Origin of the sequence: Streptococcus sp. FSL E2-3488, from assembly GCF_038003585.1 — a bacterium.
Lineage (GTDB): Bacteria > Bacillota > Bacilli > Lactobacillales > Streptococcaceae > Streptococcus > Streptococcus thermophilus.
This window is the reverse complement of the sequence record NZ_JBBOPL010000001.1, coordinates 1,209,881-1,228,040: the sequence shown is the minus strand read 5'-3', so window position 1 is coordinate 1,228,040 and position 18,160 is coordinate 1,209,881. Positions and strand designations below refer to the sequence as shown.

Genomic DNA, 18,160 nt, shown 5'->3' with positions numbered 1-18,160 from the left:
AATCAAAAGCTTTTTCCGAATATTGGCATAGCATTTATTCGACAAACCTCATTGAGTCTCTTAACAAAGAAATCAAACGTCAAACGAAAAAGAAGGTTCTTTTTCCTAACGAGGAGGCTCTGGAACGTTATTTAGTTACCCTGTTTGAAGATTATAATTTCAAGCAAAATCAACGCATCCATAAAGGGTTTGGACAATGTGCTGACATACTTGAAAGCTTATTTGATTAACATTCTTCAACTCTACTTGAGTGTTTACACATAATTATTGATAGTATCTGATTTGGACCTGTATAATTAAAGTGATAAAAAATTAAGGAGTTAAGATAATGAAAGAAAAAAGAAATAGTAGGATTCGTTTATTTGCTCTTCTTGTTTTAGTATTTACTTTAGGTTTCGGATTTTCAGTAGATACTAGCAAACAATCATTGGCTGTGCCCCCTCAAGTCGCTCAAGCGGATGAGAACAATGGTATATTAGCTTTTAATGGTCAAAAACAGTTTGTCATGGAGGAAAAGGACCAGTTAGGACGTGCCCACAGTGCTCATATACAGTTACAAGATAAGGACGAGCCAAAGAATAAACGCCCCGGTAAAATAAAATATGATCCTGTAGGATGGCATAACTATAAGTTTTATTATGGTGATGGTAAATCAAAATCTTGGTTAATGAATCGAGGACATCTGATTGGCTATCAGTTTTCTGGTGTCAATGACGAGGGCAAGAATTTAGTACCTATGACTGCCTGGTTGAACTCTGGAAATTATAAAGGAACCGATGAAGATAATCAGTCAGGCATGCTTTATTACGAGAATCGCTTGGATAACTGGCTGGCACTCCACCCTAACTATTGGTTAGATTATAAAGTAACAGCTATCTACAGTGGAGACGAGTTGTTGCCTCGTCAAGTAGAACTTCAGTATGTTGGTATCGATAGTTCTGGAAATCTCTTGGAAATTAAACTTGGTGGAGATAAGGAGACTCTTGATAGTCAGGGAGTTACACATGTTTTCTTAGATAATCGATCACCAAATGCAGAAATCAATTATGCAGATGGGACAGCAACAAATACGGTAACTGAATTTACTGAAGCACCATCTGAGCCTAGTTCTGAGAGTTCCCAAGTGGCTGAACAACCGAGTTCTGAGCCAGAGCCTGTGCAACCTACACAGGAAGAAAGTAGAACAGTTTATGTGGCGCGTCATGGAACAGCAGATGTTTATTGGTATGACATCAATAGTATGCCTAGCAATACCAATAAGGCTAATGTCGTCACTATGACAGAAGCAGATGCCATAGCCCAAGGTAAACGGCATACGACTAAAGAGTAATAAAAAAGCTGAACATCTTGTCCAGTTTTTTTGTAAAACGACTTATATTTTCCACTTTTATCTGAAAATTTGATATACTAAGACTATTAAAGATACTTGTAAGAGAAGTCGTACGGACTTTCTTTAGGTATAAGAAAGGAATAAAAAATATGATTTGGATTATTATTGCCATTATTGTTGTTCTCGTGATTTTTGTTATTGCAAGTTATAACGGCTTGGTTAATAGCCGCATGCAAACCAAGGAGGCGTGGAGTCAAATTGATGTTCAATTGAAACGTCGTAATGACCTTCTTCCTAACTTGATTGAAACTGTTAAAGGGTATGCAAAATACGAAGGTTCAACGCTTGAAAAAGTAACAGAACTTCGTAATCAAGTAGCAGCTGCAACTTCACCTGCAGAAGCGATGCGTGCTAGTGATGAATTGACACGCCAGGTTTCTGGAATCTTTGCGGTTGCTGAAAGTTACCCTGACCTTAAGGCCAGTGCAAACTTCAGTCAGCTTCAAGAAGAGTTGACGAACACTGAAAACAAAATTGCCTATTCACGCCAACTTTATAACAGTGTAACAAGTAACTACAATGTGAAATTGGAAACATTCCCAAGCAATTTTATTGCCAAGATGTTTAGCTTTAAGGCTGCTGAATTCCTTGAAACACCAGAAGAAGAAAAAGCTGTGCCTAAGGTTGATTTCAGTGGACTAGGTAACTAATATGTTATTTGATCAAATTGCTCGAAATAAGAGAAAGACTTGGCTTTTGCTCCTTGTCTTTTTCCTCTTGTTGGGCCTTGTTGGTTACGGTGTTGGCTATCTTTGGTTAGGTTCAGGCTTCGGTGGTCTGATTCTTGCTCTAGTTATCGGTTTTATCTATGCCGTTACCATGATTTTCCAATCAACTAATGTCGTTATGGCTATGAACGGTGCACGAGAGGTTGATGAACAAACCGCTCCGAACCTTTATCATGTTGTTGAGGATATGGCTATGGTGGCACAAATACCGATGCCACGTGTCTTTATTGTCGATGATCCTTCTATGAATGCTTTTGCGACTGGATCAAGCCCCAAGAATGCGGCAGTAGCTGCTACAACAGGTCTTCTTGCGGTTATGAATCGTGAGGAGCTTGAAGGGGTTATCGGACATGAAGTGAGTCATATTCGTAACTATGACATCCGTATTTCGACCATTGCAGTTGCCTTGGCATCTGCAATCACCATGCTAGCTGTTATGGCCCGCAATATGATGTTCTGGGGTGGAGGCCGTCGTCGTAATGATGATGATCGTAATGGAAGTAGTGGCTTGGAAATTATTCTTTTCATTATTTCTTTGATTGCGATTATTCTGGCGCCTTTGGCAGCTACCTTGGTTCAGTTGGCTATTTCACGCCAGCGTGAATTTTTAGCTGATGCTTCTAGCGTCGAATTGACACGTAACCCACAAGGTATGATTAACGCTCTGCTCAAACTTGATAATAGTGCGCCAATGCAACATCACGTGGATGATGCTAGCGCAGCCCTCTTTATCAATGACCCTAAAAAAGAATCTGGTTTGCAGAAGTTCTTTTATACTCACCCACCAATTTCAGAACGGGTGGAACGCTTGAAACAAATGTAATTCAGGGAAGGCTAATCATGTGATTGGCCTCTTTCTTTTAGCAGTTATTTTCTTTTTTAATTAAATAAATAAGTATCATACCTAGTCAATTCAACTTATTTCTGGCATAATAGATATATGAAACTAACGATTCAACGAATGGCTCGGATAGCCATTTTGTCAGCACTGGCAGTAGGATTGCGGTCAGCATTTATAGGATTACCTAATATTCAGCCTATTACAGCTATGTTTTTTGTGTCTGTCCTTTATTTGGGGTTAGTAGATGGTTTCTTGATTATGGCTTTGACCATGTCAATCTCAGGATTCATCTTTGGGTTTGATCCCTGGGTTTTTAATCAAATCTTGGCCTTCGGCATTTTGATGGCTCTTTGGAGCTTGATTGCACCTAGGTTATCACTTGTTTGTCAGATTGCTTTAGTAACTATTTTATCCTTTCTCTACGGAGTTCTCTTGGATTATAGTTATGGCCTCCTATTTAAGAGCGGTCTTACCTTTGTTGTTTCTGGCCTTCTTTATGATACTTATCATGCAGTATCGACGCTTCTATTCTATCCATTTATTCAGTCTATTTTTAGGAGACTTTTGAAATGAAAAAATTATTGATATGTTTAGCTCTTGCCTTTTCTCTTGTTACTTTAGGTGCTTGTGGAAAAAATGAGTCTGCTAAACCTACTAGTAGCACAAACAATCATCAGTCTAAGGGTCAAGGCCAGGTTACTTTGATTTTAAAAACTGAAAAGGAAAGTAAGAAAAAATCCGTAGAATTCAAAAAAGGTGATACGGTCCTTGATGTTTTAAAAGAAATATATCCTGTTCAAGAAAATGATGGTTTTATTACTGAAATTGATGGAATTTCTCAAGACAAGGAGAAGGGGATTTATTGGATGTTTGATGTCAATGGAAAAATCGGTGAGAAAGCTGCTAATCAACTTAAAGTTCAAGATGGTGATGAAATCAAATTCTACCAAGAAAAGTATAATTAAGATTTTAGACTCTAATTCAGAGTCTTTTTTTTATAAAGTTCGGAAATAGGACTAATAATTTTTTAATAAAAGTCAGAAAATTGCAAAACAACTGACGATTTACAGAAAAACAGTTTACTTTTGTTTTAAAAGTGATATCATAAAAGGGTACTACATAAAGTAAGGAGAATACGGTTTGGCTTTTAACAAATTGGAAAGCAGTAACAACCAGGAAATCATCTCTGAAGAAGTTGGTATCTTGAAAGAATTGTTGGATGATGCAACACGAGGCATAGCTGGTGAGCAAGGCCTCACGACTATCCAACATTTGGTTGAACTTTATGATGAAGGTGACTATGAGGCCCTTACACAAGCCATTTCAGAAATGACAAATGATGATATGGTCGTTGCATCACGTTATTTCTCTTTGTTACCTCTCTTGATTAATATCTCTGAGGACGTGGATTTGGCTTATGAAGTCAACCGCAAAAATAATATTGATGAATCTTATTTAGGTAAGTTGTCTGAAACCTTTGATGTTGTCGCTGAAAGCGACAATGCGCGTGACATTCTTGAAAATGTTAATGTCGTGCCGGTATTGACAGCTCACCCAACTCAGGTTCAACGTAAAACCATGCTTGAATTGACTAACCACATTCACGAACTTCTCCGTAAGCATCGTGACGTTAAGGATGGTCTTATTAATAAGGATAAATGGTATGCGGATTTGCGTCGTTATGTAGAGATTATGATGAAAACGGATATCATTCGTGAGAAGAAACTTAAAGTTAAAAACGAAATCACTAACGTTATGGAGTATTACAACTCCTCATTGATTAAGGCGATTACCAAGCTATCGCATGAATTCAAACGTTTAGCGGTTGAAAAAGGTATCGAACTTGATAATCCAACACCTATTACAATGGGAATGTGGATTGGTGGTGACCGTGACGGGAACCCATTTGTAACGGCAGAAACTCTTAAACTTTCTGCGACATTACAAAGTGAAGTTATCCTCAATTACTATATTGAAAAAGTTGATAATCTTTACCGCTCATTCTCACTCTCATCACGTTTGACTGAAGTTTCAGAAACAGTAGCAGAAATGGCGAAACTTTCTCCAGATACATCTGTTTACCGTGAAAACGAACCATACCGTCGTGCTTTTAGTTACATTCAATCTAAATTGATTCAGACGCTTCTTTTCTTCAAAGCAGGTAACTTTAGCAATGAAAGAGCTGCTAAGCGTCTTTCTGAAAATGTTCGTCTTGGCTCAGTTTCAACAGGTGAAGTAGTAGCTGATTTTGTGCATGACCGTCTCAGCCAAAGTCTTCAAGCTGTCTCACAACAAACTACCGAATTTTATGAAACAGCTGAAGCATTCCATGATGATCTTTTGGCAATTAAAAATTCACTTCTCGAAAATGATGATTCTGTCTTGATTTCCGGTGATTTCGAAGAGCTTCTTCAAGCTGTTGAGGTCTTTGGATTCTACCTTGCAACAATTGATATGCGTCAGGATTCAAGCGTTCATGAAGCTTGTGTGGCAGAGTTGCTTAAATCTGCAAACATTGTTGACAACTACAGTGAATTGACAGAGGTTGAAAAGGTTGCTGTTCTTCTCAAAGAATTGCAAGAAGATCCGCGTACCTTATCATCAACAAATGTATCTAAGTCTGAAACGCTTGAAAAAGAATTAGCTATCTTCCGTACTGCTCGTCTTTTGAAGGACTATCTTGGTGAAGAAGTCATCAAACAACATATCATCTCTCACACTGAGAGCGTCTCAGATATGTTTGAGTTAGCCATCCTTCTTAAAGAAGTTGGTTTAGTTGATACTGAGCGTGCGCGTGTCCAAATCGTTCCACTGTTTGAAACCATCGAAGACTTGGAAAACTCTAATGAAATCATGAAACAATACCTTGGTTATGATATTGTTAAACGATGGATTAAGAATAGCAATAACTACCAAGAAATCATGTTGGGTTACTCAGATTCAAACAAAGATGGTGGTTACTTGTCTTCAGGTTGGACGCTTTACAAGGCTCAGAACGAATTGACCAAGATTGGTGAAGAGCGTGGCATTAAAATTACCTTCTTCCATGGCCGTGGTGGTACAGTTGGTCGTGGTGGTGGCCCATCTTACGATGCTATTACTTCTCAACCATTTGGTACTATTAAAGACCGTATCCGTTTGACGGAGCAAGGTGAGGTTATCGGTAATAAATATGGCAATAAGGATGCAGCTTACTACAATCTTGAAATGCTAGTTTCAGCTACGCTTGATCGCATGGTAACACGCCAAATTACTGATCCTGATGAATTGGTTGATTTCCGTGAAATTATGGATAGTATTGTTCAAGATTCTAATCGTATTTATCGAGATCTTGTCTTCGGAAATGAACATTTCTATGATTACTTCTTTGAAGCAAGTCCAATCAAGGAAGTATCAAGTTTAAATATTGGTTCTCGTCCAGCTGCTCGTAAGACTATTACTGATATTTCAGGACTTCGTGCTATTCCTTGGGTATTTTCATGGTCACAAAACCGTATCATGTTACCAGGTTGGTATGGTGTGGGTTCTGCCTTTAATCACTATATTGAAGCTGAAGAAGGAAACCTTGAAAAACTTCAACACATGTTTGAAACATGGCCATTCTTCCGTTCACTTTTGTCTAACGTGGATATGGTGCTTTCAAAATCAGATATGAATATTGCCTTCCACTATGCACAGTTGGCAGAGAGTGAAGAAGTTCGTAGCGTCTTTAACATCATTTTGGATGAGTGGCAGCTGACTAAGAATGTCATTCTTGCGATTGAAAAACATGATGACTTCCTTGAAGAAAGCCCATCTCTTAAAGCGAGTTTGGGTTTCCGATTGCCATACTTCAACGTCTTGAACTACATCCAAATTGAATTGATTAAACGGCTTCGTAATAATAATCTGACTGATGACGAAATTAGTCTTATTCATATTACTATCAATGGTATTGCAACAGGACTTCGAAACTCTGGTTAATAAAGTAAAGTTCATCGCTTCGGTGGTGAGCTTTTTGTTATAATGAAAATTCTGGTATAATATAACCATGATTGCTATGGAAACGATTGAAAAGCTGAGCAGAGAAAAACTTCCTAAGATAACTGTCTTGGCTGGCGAGGATTTAGGTCAGTATAGTCAAGCTAAAGAAAAATTTTTAAAACAAATTGGATTTGATTCAAGCGACTTGACCTATTCCTATTTTGATATGTCCGAGACTGATTATCAGGATGCTGAACTCGATTTGGAAAGTATGCCTTTTTTTGCAGATGAAAAGGTAGTTATTTTTGATCATTTCGCAGATATGACGACTGCTAAAAAGTCTTATCTAGATGAAAAAGCATTGAAACGTCTTGAAAATTATCTTCAATCACCTGTAGAAACAACACGTCTTGTATTAATGGCTTCTGGAAAGCTCGATGGGAAGCGTCGGTTGGTTAAACTCCTAAAACGTGATGCTTTGGTACTTGAAGCTAACTCTTTAAAGGATACAGAGCTTAGAACTTATTTTCAAAAACAGGCACATCAAGAGGGACTCACTTTTGATAAAGGGGTATTTGAGGAACTCTTAGTCAAGTCAAGTTTTGATTTTTCAGATATTCAAAAGAATCTGGCGTTTTTAAAAGGATATAAAACTGAAGGGAATATCTCATCGCAAGACATTATGGAGGCTATTCCTAAAAGTTTACAAGATAACATTTTTGATATGACTCAACTTCTTTTGAGAGGACAGATTCAAGATGTTCGTGAATTGGTTCATGATTTACGATTGCAAGGAGAAGATGAGATTAAGTTGATTGCTGTTATGCTGGGACAATTCCGCACCTATCTGCAAGTCAAATTGTTATCTGCTCAAGGTAAAAGCGAGCAACAAATTGTTTCAAGTCTTTCAGACTATCTAAGTCGGAAAGTTAATCCATTTCAGGTTCGCTATGCTATAAGAGATAGTCGTCATTTATCAGTTGCATTTTTAAAGACAACGATTAAGACTCTGGTTGAGACAGACTACCAGATAAAAACAGGAACTTTAGATAAAGATTATCTACTTGATTTAGCACTTTTAAAAATAGCGTCAAACAGCTAAAAAAATGGAGATTTCCAAGATTTTGTAAGCAAAATTTTTGAAAGCTCTATCACTTTATGGTAAGATGGAAAAAAATGAAAAGAGGACCTTTACTATGGCTATTATTCTTCCAGATCTTCCTTACGCTTACGATGCTTTGGAACCATACATTGATGCTGAAACAATGACTCTTCATCATGACAAACACCATGCAACTTACGTGGCGAATGCTAATGCTGCGCTTGAAAAACACCCTGAAATTGGTGAGGACCTTGAAGCGCTTTTGGCCGATGTAGAAAAAATTCCAGCAGACATTCGTCAAGCACTTATTAACAATGGTGGTGGACATCTTAACCACGCGCTTTTCTGGGAACTTTTGTCACCAGAAAAACAAGAACCAACTGCAGAAGTAGCAGCTGCTATTAACGAAGCATTCGGTTCATTTGAAGCTTTCCAAGAAGTTTTCACTACGGCAGCGACAACTCGTTTTGGTTCAGGGTGGGCATGGCTTGTGGTTAACGCAGAAGGTAAACTTGAAGTTGTTTCAACTCCCAACCAAGATACACCTATCTCAGACGGTAAAAAACCAATCTTGGCACTTGATGTTTGGGAACATGCTTACTACCTAAAATACCGTAACGTACGTCCAAACTACATCAAAGCCTTCTTTGAAATCATCAATTGGAATAAAGTTGCTGAGCTTTACGCAGAAGCTAAATAAGTCTAGAATCATCCTCAGTCTTGAGGGTGTTTTTTTGTAATATGGTTGTAAAATCTCCTTGCTTTTTGTACTATTATAGCTTAAACTGTAATTGATATGGAAAAAAAGAAAAAATATTCAAGTGAAAAGCATAGTGGAAGCCGCCAAAAAACTAAATATAAGAAGAAAGATTCGCTAAAACAAGACCTTCAAAAAGACGTTAAGAAAGACAGTAAAGATAGTAAAAAAGATGTCGAAAGAAGCGACGAGAAGAATAACAAAAAAGATAAGAAAAAGGTTTCTAAAAAATCAGTAGAAAAGAAACCAGTTGAGGAAACATCGGTACCAGTAGGACACAAGGAAAAAGAAGAAAAAACTGAAACCTTATTACTTAGAAGTAAACGCTCTAAAAAATCTAGAGCGAAATCATTCAGTGATGATAAGAAACCTTATCTTATCTTAATTCTTCTGGGTGTAGTAGTTATTCTTGTGTTTGTTGCTATGCTTGCCTTAGCAGGGCGAGGAAAACAGGCTGGTCACACTGGGAACCTTGGGAACATTTTTGGTTCTAACTCTAAGGTAACTAAAAAAGAGGATAAGAAAAAGGAGGAAAAGGTAACTCCAACCAACAAGTCAGCTGAAGCTAAAAAAGCAGTCATGGAAGCAGATGCAGATACGATGTATGCTAATGGATTGTATTATGATTATGCTAACATGACATTGAACCAAGTGGTTGAAGCCTTTATGGCTGATCAGGGAATCGAGTCTAGCCAAATTGCCTTCTCATATAAAAATACCAAGACAAATGAGCAATTCTCTATGAATGATACTCAGCCAATGACTGCAGGATCAACCTACAAATTGCCACTAAACATGCTTGTTATGGATGAGGTTAATAGAGGGAAGCTTTCTTTAACTGAACGTTTTGATATTAATAATACTGAATATGAATATCAAGGAGAACATGATAAGTATGTTGCCTCCTTTGGTGGTGCAATGACCATCCCAGAGATGCAAGAATATTCTCTAGTTTATTCTGAGAATACGCCTGCCTATGCATTGGCAGAACGTCTTGGCGGTATGGAAAAATTCTATGGCATGCTTGATAAATACGGTAAGTCAAAAGGGAAAGTTAAAACTATTCAAATGCATGGTAATAAGACAACAACGGATTATTACATCCAAGTCTTGGATTACCTTTGGAAACACCAAGAGAATTATAAGAATATTCTCCACTATATTGGTGAGTCTTTCTCAAATGAATACTACAAAACTTATCTTCCTGGTTTAACCATCTATCAAAAACCAGGCTACGTTCGTGAAGCACTCAACGTTGATGCTATTGTCATGGAAGATACACCTTATATGGTAGCAATCTATACCGGTTACCTTGGTGGTTCAACTGAGGAATCAGATGAAATTAGCGGTTGGGGTCTTCAACAATTGGGGATGCTCGCTTATGTTATTAATGAATGGCACCGTGTCAATATGAATTAATACTGAAAAGGCCGATTATTTCGGCTTTTTTTCTATACTATTACATGAAGGTAAGAATTAGAACACTCATAAAGAGAAATGGGACAAAAGCGACTGTTTCATTAGGGTTTTTACGTACTAGGAAGTACATAAGCCCAAATGAGCAAGCTAGTTCAATAGCTATTAGTATTTTGGAAAATGGGAAAATGAGGGAGACACTGGCCAAATAGAGAAAATCACCTTCACCAATATTTAAACGTTTGATATATGACAGAACGGCTAAACTTATTCCTAAGCTAAAAGTGAGGTAGTGGTTTCCCAAACATAGGAGAGGTAGTGTTCCAAGAATCCAAATTAGAAGGGGATATGATTTATTTTTTAAATCAAAAATAGTTAGACAAAGACTGAAAAAAAGCAAATAGGTTCTTCCAAAATCTAGGTAGTTATAGAAATAAAGAAGAAGTATTCCTCCACAAAACAATTCCAAGAAGAGGTAACGGTATGGGATAGAGCTTTGACATAACCGACATTTGAACCTTAAGAAAAGTTGTGATAGGATCGGAATCATTTCGAAAAAACGTAACGGATGCCCACACTGATTGCAATGGCTTCTAGGAAAAATAATCGACTTCTCAGGAAAACGATCACAAATCAATCCAATAAACGAGCCTAAAGAGGTACCAAGAAAAAAATATAAAATACTAAGCATACCTAACTATTCGAAAAAAGACAGAAAAAGCGTTTTACTTGTATTTTATTTATAAATATTTTAAAATATAGACATAAACAATAATGGTTCTAAATAAGGAGAAAGAATATGACAGATTCAATTAAAGAAACAATCAAGGAAACAGTTAACCATCAAGCAGAGACACCAACAAACACAAAAACCAAAGCAGTATTAAATCAAGCGGTTGCCGATTTGTCTGTAGCAGCTTCTATTGTGCATCAAGTTCATTGGTATATGCGTGGTCCTGGTTTCCTTTATCTTCACCCAAAAATGGATGAATTAATGGATAGTTTGAATTCCCATCTTGATAAGATTAGTGAGCGTTTGATTACCATTGGTGGTGAACCATACTCAACTTTGGTAGAGTTTTCATCTAATTCAGGTTTGACTGAAACTACTGGTACATTTGATCAACCAATGTCTGATCGAATTCAGCTATTGGTTGATATATACAAATACTTGTCTGTCTTGTTCCAAGTTGGCTTGGATATCACAGATGAAGAAGGAGATGTTCCTTCAAATGATATCTTTACGGATGCAAAATCAGAAATTGATAAGACGATCTGGATGTTGACTGCAGAACTTGGACAAGCACCAGGCTTGAAATAATCAAATTTTGAGTTAAGATGATTGTCAAGAGTTCCTTTAAAAGTGTATAATAGATACAAAATACTTTTAGAAGAAGAGAGGCGGCGATATGTCTGATCATCGACATAGTCTCGGTGTTTACGAAGATATCTTGAATCAGTTAAAAGCTAAAGGGATTCGATTAACCGAATCTCGTAAAGCTATTATCCGCTATTTGATGATGTCTGATCAACATCCTAGTGCTGATGTGATATATTATGACCTTCTCCCTGATAATCCAGGTATGAGTTTAGCAACGGTCTATAACAACTTGAAAGTGTTAGTCGAAGAGGGAATTGTCTCTGAAATTAAGGTTAATAATGATAATACAACATATTATGATTTTATGGGGCATGACCACTTAAACATTGTTTGTGAAAAATGTGGTCAAATTACTGATTTATATTTACCGATTCCGTCTTTCAAAGAAGAGGTAGAATCGCAAACAGGATTTCGCATCACTCGTGAGCAAATGATTTTGCATGGCGTTTGTCCGAATTGTCAATAGATAAGAGTCTAAGTCAAATAGACTTGGGCTTTTTGTCTAGGTACATAATAATCTATAAAGGTTTTCAAAATTATCTTGTCATGCCTTAAGCTTTTTGCTAAAATATTTCTATGAAAACATTATATGATGTTCAACAGTTATTGAAGCAGTTTGGGGTAGTAGTTTACTTGGGTAAAAGGCTCTATGATATCGAGATGATGAAGATTGAACTGGAAGCGCTTTATAAGAATGCTTTGATAGACAAGGAAAACTATCTTATTGCTGAAATGATTTTACGACGTGAACATCAGATTGAAATGGAGAAGGAAAATGAGTAAGAAACTCTTAGGTATTGACCTTGGTGGAACAACTGTTAAGTTTGGTATTTTGACTGCAGATGGTGAAGTTCAAGAAAAATGGGCTATTGAAACAAATACGTTTGATAATGGTAGCCACATTGTTCCTGACATTGTAGAATCTTTGAAACACCGTTTGGAATTGTATGGACTTACTGCTGAAGATTTTATTGGAATTGGTATGGGATCTCCAGGTGCAGTTGACCGAGAAAATAAAACAGTAACGGGTGCCTTTAACTTGAACTGGGCAGAAACTCAAGAAGTTGGCTCTATTATTGAAAAAGAACTTGGTATTCCATTCGCTATTGATAATGATGCTAATGTGGCTGCACTGGGTGAACGTTGGGTTGGTGCTGGTGCTAACAATCGGGATGTTGTCTTTGTAACATTGGGTACAGGTGTTGGTGGCGGTGTTATCGCTGATGGTAACTTAATTCATGGTGTTGCCGGTGCTGGTGGGGAAATTGGTCACATTATTGTTGAACCTGACACAGGATTTGAGTGTACTTGCGGAAACAAGGGGTGTCTGGAAACTGTAGCTTCAGCAACAGGTATTGTACGTGTAGCACATCATTTGGCAGAAAAATACGAAGGAAACTCTTCTATTAAAGCTGCTGTAGACAATGGTGAGCTTGTGACAAGTAAAGATATTCTCGTAGCTGCTACTGAAGGTGATAAGTTTGCTGACAGCATTGTTGATAAAGTCTCTAAATACCTCGGACTTGCAATAGCAAACATCTCAAACATTCTTAACCCAGATTCTGTCATTATCGGTGGTGGTGTTTCTGCCGCAGGAGAATTCTTGCGTAGTCGTGTTGAAGGATACTTTACACGTTATGCATTCCCACAAGTTCGCCGTACAACAAAAGTGAAATTAGCGGAGCTTGGAAATGATGCAGGAATCATTGGAGCTGCTAGTCTTGCTTATAGTATTGACAAATAATGAGATAAGGTGCGCCTAACCGGATAAGGGAAGGTAGCACTTTTTTGTTGAAAAACGTTTACAATTATCCAATCTCTGCCATTTTATTGAAAATGTGGTATACTTGAAAGGTTGAAATAAATAATAAAGAGGAAAAGATGACTAAACTTAGAGAAGACATCCGTAACGTTGCCATTATTGCCCACGTTGACCACGGAAAAACAACACTTGTAGATGAATTGTTGAAACAATCACACACCCTTGATGAACGTATGGAACTTGATGAGCGTGCATTGGACTCAAACGATCTTGAAAAAGAACGTGGTATTACCATCCTTGCTAAGAATACAGCCGTTGCTTACAATGGTACTCGTATTAATATCATGGACACACCAGGGCACGCGGACTTTGGCGGAGAAGTTGAACGTATCATGAAAATGGTTGACGGTGTTGTTCTTGTCGTCGATGCTTATGAAGGGACAATGCCTCAAACACGTTTTGTATTGAAAAAAGCTCTTGAGCAAAATTTGACACCAATTGTTGTTGTCAACAAGATTGATAAACCCTCAGCTCGTCCTGAAGAAGTTGTTGATGAAGTCCTAGAGCTATTCATCGAACTGGGTGCAGATGATGATCAATTGGAATTCCCAGTGGTTTATGCATCAGCTATTAATGGAACATCATCATTGTCTGATAATCCTGCCGATCAAGAGCACACTATGGCTCCAATCTTCGACACTATTATAGATCACATCCCAGCTCCTGTAGATAACTCAGATGAGCCACTTCAATTCCAAGTGTCACTTCTTGACTACAACGACTTTGTTGGACGTATTGGTATTGGACGTATCTTTCGTGGGACTGTAAAAGTTGGTGACCAAGTTACTCTTTCAAAACTTGATGGAACAACTAAAAACTTCCGTGTTACGAAACTCTTTGGTTTCTTTGGCTTGGAGCGTCGTGAAATTGAAGAAGCCAAGGCTGGTGACTTGATTGCTATCTCGGGTATGGAAGATATCTTCGTCGGTGAAACAATCACACCAACTGATGCTGTTGAACCATTACCAGTTCTTCGTATTGATGAACCAACACTTCAAATGACTTTCTTGGCGAATAACTCACCATTTGCTGGTCGCGAAGGTAAACACGTGACATCACGTAAAGTCGAAGAGCGTCTTTTGGCTGAGTTGCAAACAGACGTTTCACTACGTGTTGAACCAACTGATTCACCAGATAAATGGACTGTCTCAGGCCGTGGTGAATTGCACTTGTCAATCCTTATCGAAACAATGCGTCGTGAAGGATATGAACTTCAAGTGTCACGTCCAGAAGTTATCATCAAGGAAATTGATGGAGTGAAATGCGAACCATTTGAACGTGTTCAAATTGATACTCCAGAGGAGTACCAAGGCTCAATCATCCAAGCTCTTTCAGAACGTAAAGGTGACATGCTTGATATGCAAATGGTTGGTAACGGCCAAACACGCCTTATCTTCCTTGTGCCAGCTCGTGGACTTATCGGATTCTCTACTGAATTCTTGTCTATGACACGTGGTTACGGTATTATGAACCATACCTTTGATCAATATTTGCCGGTTGTTCCTGGTGAGATTGGCGGACGTCACCGTGGTGCTCTCGTTTCTATCGATACAGGTAAAGCGACAACTTACTCAATTATGCGTATTGAAGAACGTGGTACTATCTTTGTTAACCCAGGTACTGAAGTTTATGAAGGTATGATTGTCGGTGAGAATGCTCGTGAAAATGACCTTGGTGTTAACATTACTACAGCAAAACAAATGACAAACGTGCGTTCAGCTACTAAGGACCAGACGGCTGTTATCAAGACTCCACGTATATTGACACTTGAGGAATCACTTGAATTCTTGGATGATGATGAATACATGGAAGTAACACCTAAATCTATCCGCTTGCGTAAACAAATTTTGAATAAAGCAGAGCGTGATAAAGCTAATAAACGTAAGAAAAAAAGCAGCGGAAGCTGAGTAATTTTTAGAGAGGAGAAGAGATGTTTTATCTGATTGTTGCTATATTGATTGCTTCATTCTATTTCTTTATTGCACCAAAGTCGGTTAAAAACACTATGAATCTTCTCTTTGTCATGGCTACCTTAGCATTGCTCTTGCTTTTAGCAGTGTTATCAATCATTAAATTCTTCAGTTTACCTGGTGAGTTCTTTGTCACGGTAGGAATGTTTACATTGAGTTATTTCACCTTGAAAGATATTTTCGGCATGTCAGAGCCCAATCGTGATAAAGCTCAACAAGGCGAAAATAAGTAGCATGATATTAAAGTCAATCTGTTAGATTGGCTTTTTTCTGTAACTAGAAAATACTACTCCTTGAAATAGCTTGTGATAAAGGGTAAAATGATTATGATACAATTTGAGAGAATGGACGAATTATGAAATCAATAACACAATTGGAAAATAAAAAAGTTTTAGTCCTTGGTTTGGCTAAATCTGGTGAAGCAGCGGCTCGTCTTTTGGCTAAGCTAGGAGCTATTGTTACTGTTAATGATGGAAAAGCATTTGAGGAAAACCCATCGGCTCAATCACTTCTTGAAGAAGGCATTAAGGTTGTTTGTGGTGGACATCCTCTTGAACTTTTGGATGAAAATTTTGAATTAATGGTCAAGAATCCTGGGATTCGGTATGATAATCCAATGGTAGCTCGTGCGCTTGAAAAAGAAATTCCAGTTTGGACTGAAGTTGAATTGGCTTACCTAGTCTCTGAAGCACCAATTATCGGTATTACAGGCTCAAACGGTAAGACAACCACAACAACTATGATTGCTGATGTTTTAAATCATGGTGGAAAGTCAGGTGTCTTGTCTGGAAATATTGGTTTCCCTGCATCAGAAGTAGCGCAATCAGTGACAAATCAGGATACTTTGGTCATGGAGTTGTCTTCTTTCCAATTAATGGGAATTGAGAGTTTCCATCCACATATTGCTGTGATTACGAACTTGATGCCGACGCATATTGACTATCATGGTAGCTTTGAAGAATACGTAGCTGCCAAATGGAATATTCAAAACGAAATGACATCAGACGATTTTATTATTTTAAACTTTAATCAAGATTTGGCTAAAGAGTTGGCTACGCAAACAAATGCACAAGTCGTTCCCTTCTCAACTGTGGAAAAAGTAGATGGTGCTTATCTGGAAAATGGTGGCCTCTACTTCAAAGGTGAATTGCTAATGCATGCTGATGAACTTGGAGTTCCAGGAAGTCACAATGTTGAAAATGCCTTAGCGACAATTGCTGTAGCAAAATTGTCAGGTGTTTCAAACCAGGCAATTAAAGAAACTCTCTCAAGTTTTGGTGGGGTTAAACACCGTCTTCAATTTGTTGATACGATTGATGATGTAAAATTCTATAATGATAGTAAGTCAACAAATATTTTAGCGACACAAAAAGCACTTTCTGGCTTTGATAATAGTAAAGTCATTTTGATTGCCGGTGGTTTGGACCGTGGTAATGAATTTGATGAACTCATTCCTGATATTACTGGACTTAAGAAAATGGTAATTTTGGGAGAATCAGCTCCTCGTGTCAAACGTGCTGCAGACAAAGCTGGTGTAACCTATCTGGATGCCAAAGATGTGGCTGATGCGACACGCATTGCCTTTGAACAAGCTAGTGCAGGTGATGTTGTCTTGTTGAGTCCTGCTAACGCGAGTTGGGATATGTACAAGAATTTCGAAGTGCGTGGTGATGAATTTATCACAACTGTTGAGCGATTGAAGGGATAGGCTATGGCAAAATCGAAAAAGATTGTTTTTACTGGTGGAGGGACAGTTGGACATGTGACTTTAAATCTTATCTTAATTCCAAAGTTTCTAAAAGATGGATGGGAAGTGCACTATATCGGTGATAAACATGGTATTGAACACGAACAAATTGATAAGTCTGGTCTAGATGTAACCTTCCATAGTATCGCTACAGGTAAACTACGTCGTTATTTTTCATGGCAAAACATGTTGGATGTCTTTAAAGTTGGTTGGGGAATTCTACAGTCAATTGCAATTATTGCTAAGATTCGTCCCCAAGCACTCTTTTCAAAAGGCGGATTTGTATCTGTACCGCCAGTTATCGCGTCTAAATTATTAAGAGTCCCTGTATATGTTCACGAGTCTGATTTGTCTATGGGCTTAGCCAATAAAATCGCATACAAGTTTGCAACTACTATGTTTACGACTTTTGAACAATCAAAAACTTTGGTGAAGACACGGCATGTTGGTGCTATTACTAAGGTGGGTATGACAAGGTTTGATAATTCAGATCAACTAGATAAGATTAAAGAACAGTTTGATGAGAAACTAAAAACAGTCCTTTTTATTGGGGGATCAGCTGGTGCAAAGGTGTTTAATGATTTTATTAGCAAAACTCCAGAACTGATTGAGAACTATAATATCATCAATATATCTGGGGATTCCTCATTAAATACCCTGGAGCGTCATCTTTATAGAGTTGATTATGTGACAGATTTGTACCAACCTCTTATGGATATGGCGGATTTAGTTGTAACTCGTGGTGGTTCAAATACTATTTTTGAATTGTTGGCTATGAAAAAACTTCATTTAATCGTTCCTCTAGGAAAAGAAGCTAGCCGTGGGGACCAGCTTGAAAATGCTGACTATTTTGAAAGAAAGGGTTACGCTCGTCAATTGCAGGAACTGGAATTAAGTTGGGAGACATTAAAACACGAGCTCGAACAACTTGTTGAACATGCAGAGACTTACAAAGAAGCTATGGCTAAATCTGAGGAAATCACTTCTCCTGATGATTTTTATAACCTATTAGTGACTAGTATTTCAAATAAATAAAGGAATTT

General features: G+C 37.8%; 18 protein-coding genes and 1 pseudogene. 18 read left to right on the top strand and 1 reads right to left on the bottom strand.

The window, feature by feature from the left end:
- Positions 1 to 17: 17 nt before the first annotated feature.
- From MHH90_RS06290 to MHH90_RS06245, 10 genes and pseudogenes are all read left to right on the top strand, one after another.
- Positions 18 to 230, top strand: a pseudogene (locus MHH90_RS06290) (transposase); the annotation flags it as partial.
- Between the two features lie 98 nt (positions 231 to 328).
- Positions 329 to 1,330, top strand: coding sequence for a DNA/RNA non-specific endonuclease (locus MHH90_RS06285; RefSeq protein WP_167401467.1), 1,002 nt, complete (start codon positions 329 to 331; stop codon positions 1,328 to 1,330).
- A 149-nt stretch (positions 1,331 to 1,479) separates the two neighbouring features.
- A complete protein-coding gene (locus MHH90_RS06280) occupies positions 1,480 to 2,040 on the top strand; it encodes a LemA family protein (RefSeq protein WP_011680991.1) in 561 nt (186 codons plus the stop codon).
- Position 2,041: 1 nt separating this feature from the next.
- Positions 2,042 to 2,941: a zinc metalloprotease HtpX gene (gene htpX / locus MHH90_RS06275; protein ID WP_340725847.1), complete on the top strand. Its 900-nt coding sequence runs from the start codon at positions 2,042 to 2,044 to the stop codon at positions 2,939 to 2,941.
- A 117-nt stretch (positions 2,942 to 3,058) separates the two neighbouring features.
- Positions 3,059 to 3,532 (top strand): hypothetical protein, encoded by a 474-nt coding sequence (locus tag MHH90_RS06270; RefSeq protein WP_340725846.1) that lies wholly within the window; start codon positions 3,059 to 3,061, stop codon positions 3,530 to 3,532.
- Entirely contained in the window at positions 3,529 to 3,924 is a 396-nt protein-coding gene (locus tag MHH90_RS06265) for a DUF4430 domain-containing protein (RefSeq protein WP_002950368.1), read from the top strand. Before MHH90_RS06270 ends, MHH90_RS06265 begins: the two co-directional genes overlap by 4 nt.
- A 175-nt stretch (positions 3,925 to 4,099) precedes the next feature.
- A complete protein-coding gene (gene ppc / locus MHH90_RS06260) occupies positions 4,100 to 6,922 on the top strand; it encodes a phosphoenolpyruvate carboxylase (protein ID WP_340725845.1) in 2,823 nt (940 codons plus the stop codon).
- Between the two features lie 67 nt (positions 6,923 to 6,989).
- The gene (holA, locus tag MHH90_RS06255) at positions 6,990 to 8,024 is read left to right on the top strand and encodes a DNA polymerase III subunit delta (RefSeq protein ID WP_014608169.1); all 1,035 of its coding nucleotides are present in this window, start codon (positions 6,990 to 6,992) and stop codon (positions 8,022 to 8,024) included.
- A gap of 94 nt (positions 8,025 to 8,118) precedes the next feature.
- Entirely contained in the window at positions 8,119 to 8,724 is a 606-nt protein-coding gene (gene sodA / locus MHH90_RS06250) for a superoxide dismutase SodA (protein WP_011680996.1), read from the top strand.
- Between the two features lie 96 nt (positions 8,725 to 8,820).
- A complete protein-coding gene (locus MHH90_RS06245) occupies positions 8,821 to 10,200 on the top strand; it encodes a serine hydrolase (protein ID WP_116920187.1) in 1,380 nt (459 codons plus the stop codon).
- A gap of 40 nt (positions 10,201 to 10,240) precedes the next feature.
- Here the strand turns inward: MHH90_RS06245 and MHH90_RS06240 are convergent, their stop codons facing one another.
- A complete protein-coding gene (locus MHH90_RS06240) occupies positions 10,241 to 10,888 on the bottom strand; it encodes a prepilin peptidase (RefSeq protein ID WP_041827674.1) in 648 nt (215 codons plus the stop codon).
- A gap of 108 nt (positions 10,889 to 10,996) precedes the next feature.
- Between MHH90_RS06240 and MHH90_RS06235 the strand changes: the two genes are divergently transcribed.
- From MHH90_RS06235 to MHH90_RS06200, 8 genes are all read left to right on the top strand, one after another.
- A complete protein-coding gene (locus MHH90_RS06235) occupies positions 10,997 to 11,518 on the top strand; it encodes a Dps family protein (protein ID WP_011680999.1) in 522 nt (173 codons plus the stop codon).
- Positions 11,519 to 11,606: 88 nt separating this feature from the next.
- Positions 11,607 to 12,044, top strand: a complete 438-nt coding sequence (locus MHH90_RS06230) for a Fur family transcriptional regulator (protein WP_141326303.1) — start codon at positions 11,607 to 11,609, stop codon at positions 12,042 to 12,044.
- A gap of 110 nt (positions 12,045 to 12,154) precedes the next feature.
- On the top strand, positions 12,155 to 12,361 hold the full coding sequence (locus MHH90_RS06225) for a YqgQ family protein (RefSeq protein WP_022096801.1): 207 nt from the start codon (positions 12,155 to 12,157) through the stop codon (positions 12,359 to 12,361).
- On the top strand, positions 12,354 to 13,322 hold the full coding sequence (locus MHH90_RS06220; protein ID WP_340725844.1) for an ROK family glucokinase: 969 nt from the start codon (positions 12,354 to 12,356) through the stop codon (positions 13,320 to 13,322). The genes MHH90_RS06225 and MHH90_RS06220 overlap by 8 nt, the downstream gene beginning before the upstream one ends.
- A gap of 137 nt (positions 13,323 to 13,459) precedes the next feature.
- A complete protein-coding gene (gene typA, locus MHH90_RS06215; RefSeq protein ID WP_340725843.1) occupies positions 13,460 to 15,307 on the top strand; it encodes a translational GTPase TypA in 1,848 nt (615 codons plus the stop codon).
- 23 nt (positions 15,308 to 15,330) lie between these two features.
- Positions 15,331 to 15,603, top strand: a complete 273-nt coding sequence (locus MHH90_RS06210) for a DUF3165 family protein (RefSeq protein ID WP_002950398.1) — start codon at positions 15,331 to 15,333, stop codon at positions 15,601 to 15,603.
- 122 nt (positions 15,604 to 15,725) lie between these two features.
- Positions 15,726 to 17,078, top strand: a complete 1,353-nt coding sequence (gene murD / locus MHH90_RS06205) for a UDP-N-acetylmuramoyl-L-alanine--D-glutamate ligase (RefSeq protein WP_011225774.1) — start codon at positions 15,726 to 15,728, stop codon at positions 17,076 to 17,078.
- A 3-nt stretch (positions 17,079 to 17,081) separates the two neighbouring features.
- Positions 17,082 to 18,152 (top strand): UDP-N-acetylglucosamine--N-acetylmuramyl-(pentapeptide) pyrophosphoryl-undecaprenol N-acetylglucosamine transferase, encoded by a 1,071-nt coding sequence (locus MHH90_RS06200; protein WP_340725842.1) that lies wholly within the window; start codon positions 17,082 to 17,084, stop codon positions 18,150 to 18,152.
- Positions 18,153 to 18,160: the final 8 nt, after the last annotated feature.

What these genes read in the sequence shown, in the direction of transcription:
- MHH90_RS06285 (WP_167401467.1), top strand. Translation starts at nt 329, where the DNA reads ATGAAAGAAAAAAGAAATAGTAGGATTCGTTTATTTGCTCTTCTTGTT.
- MHH90_RS06220 (WP_340725844.1), top strand. Translation starts at nt 12,354, where the DNA reads ATGAGTAAGAAACTCTTAGGTATTGACCTTGGTGGAACAACTGTTAAG.
- MHH90_RS06270 (WP_340725846.1), top strand. Translation starts at nt 3,059, where the DNA reads ATGAAACTAACGATTCAACGAATGGCTCGGATAGCCATTTTGTCAGCA.
- MHH90_RS06245 (WP_116920187.1), top strand. Translation starts at nt 8,821, where the DNA reads ATGGAAAAAAAGAAAAAATATTCAAGTGAAAAGCATAGTGGAAGCCGC.
- MHH90_RS06265 (WP_002950368.1), top strand. Translation starts at nt 3,529, where the DNA reads ATGAAAAAATTATTGATATGTTTAGCTCTTGCCTTTTCTCTTGTTACT.
- holA (WP_014608169.1), top strand. Translation starts at nt 6,990, where the DNA reads ATGATTGCTATGGAAACGATTGAAAAGCTGAGCAGAGAAAAACTTCCT.
- MHH90_RS06200 (WP_340725842.1), top strand. Translation starts at nt 17,082, where the DNA reads ATGGCAAAATCGAAAAAGATTGTTTTTACTGGTGGAGGGACAGTTGGA.
- MHH90_RS06210 (WP_002950398.1), top strand. Translation starts at nt 15,331, where the DNA reads ATGTTTTATCTGATTGTTGCTATATTGATTGCTTCATTCTATTTCTTT.
- murD (WP_011225774.1), top strand. Translation starts at nt 15,726, where the DNA reads ATGAAATCAATAACACAATTGGAAAATAAAAAAGTTTTAGTCCTTGGT.
- MHH90_RS06225 (WP_022096801.1), top strand. Translation starts at nt 12,155, where the DNA reads ATGAAAACATTATATGATGTTCAACAGTTATTGAAGCAGTTTGGGGTA.
- MHH90_RS06235 (WP_011680999.1), top strand. Translation starts at nt 10,997, where the DNA reads ATGACAGATTCAATTAAAGAAACAATCAAGGAAACAGTTAACCATCAA.
- MHH90_RS06280 (WP_011680991.1), top strand. Translation starts at nt 1,480, where the DNA reads ATGATTTGGATTATTATTGCCATTATTGTTGTTCTCGTGATTTTTGTT.
- MHH90_RS06230 (WP_141326303.1), top strand. Translation starts at nt 11,607, where the DNA reads ATGTCTGATCATCGACATAGTCTCGGTGTTTACGAAGATATCTTGAAT.
- typA (WP_340725843.1), top strand. Translation starts at nt 13,460, where the DNA reads ATGACTAAACTTAGAGAAGACATCCGTAACGTTGCCATTATTGCCCAC.
- htpX (WP_340725847.1), top strand. Translation starts at nt 2,042, where the DNA reads ATGTTATTTGATCAAATTGCTCGAAATAAGAGAAAGACTTGGCTTTTG.
- sodA (WP_011680996.1), top strand. Translation starts at nt 8,119, where the DNA reads ATGGCTATTATTCTTCCAGATCTTCCTTACGCTTACGATGCTTTGGAA.
- MHH90_RS06240 (WP_041827674.1), bottom strand. Translation starts at nt 10,888, where the DNA reads ATGCTTAGTATTTTATATTTTTTTCTTGGTACCTCTTTAGGCTCGTTT.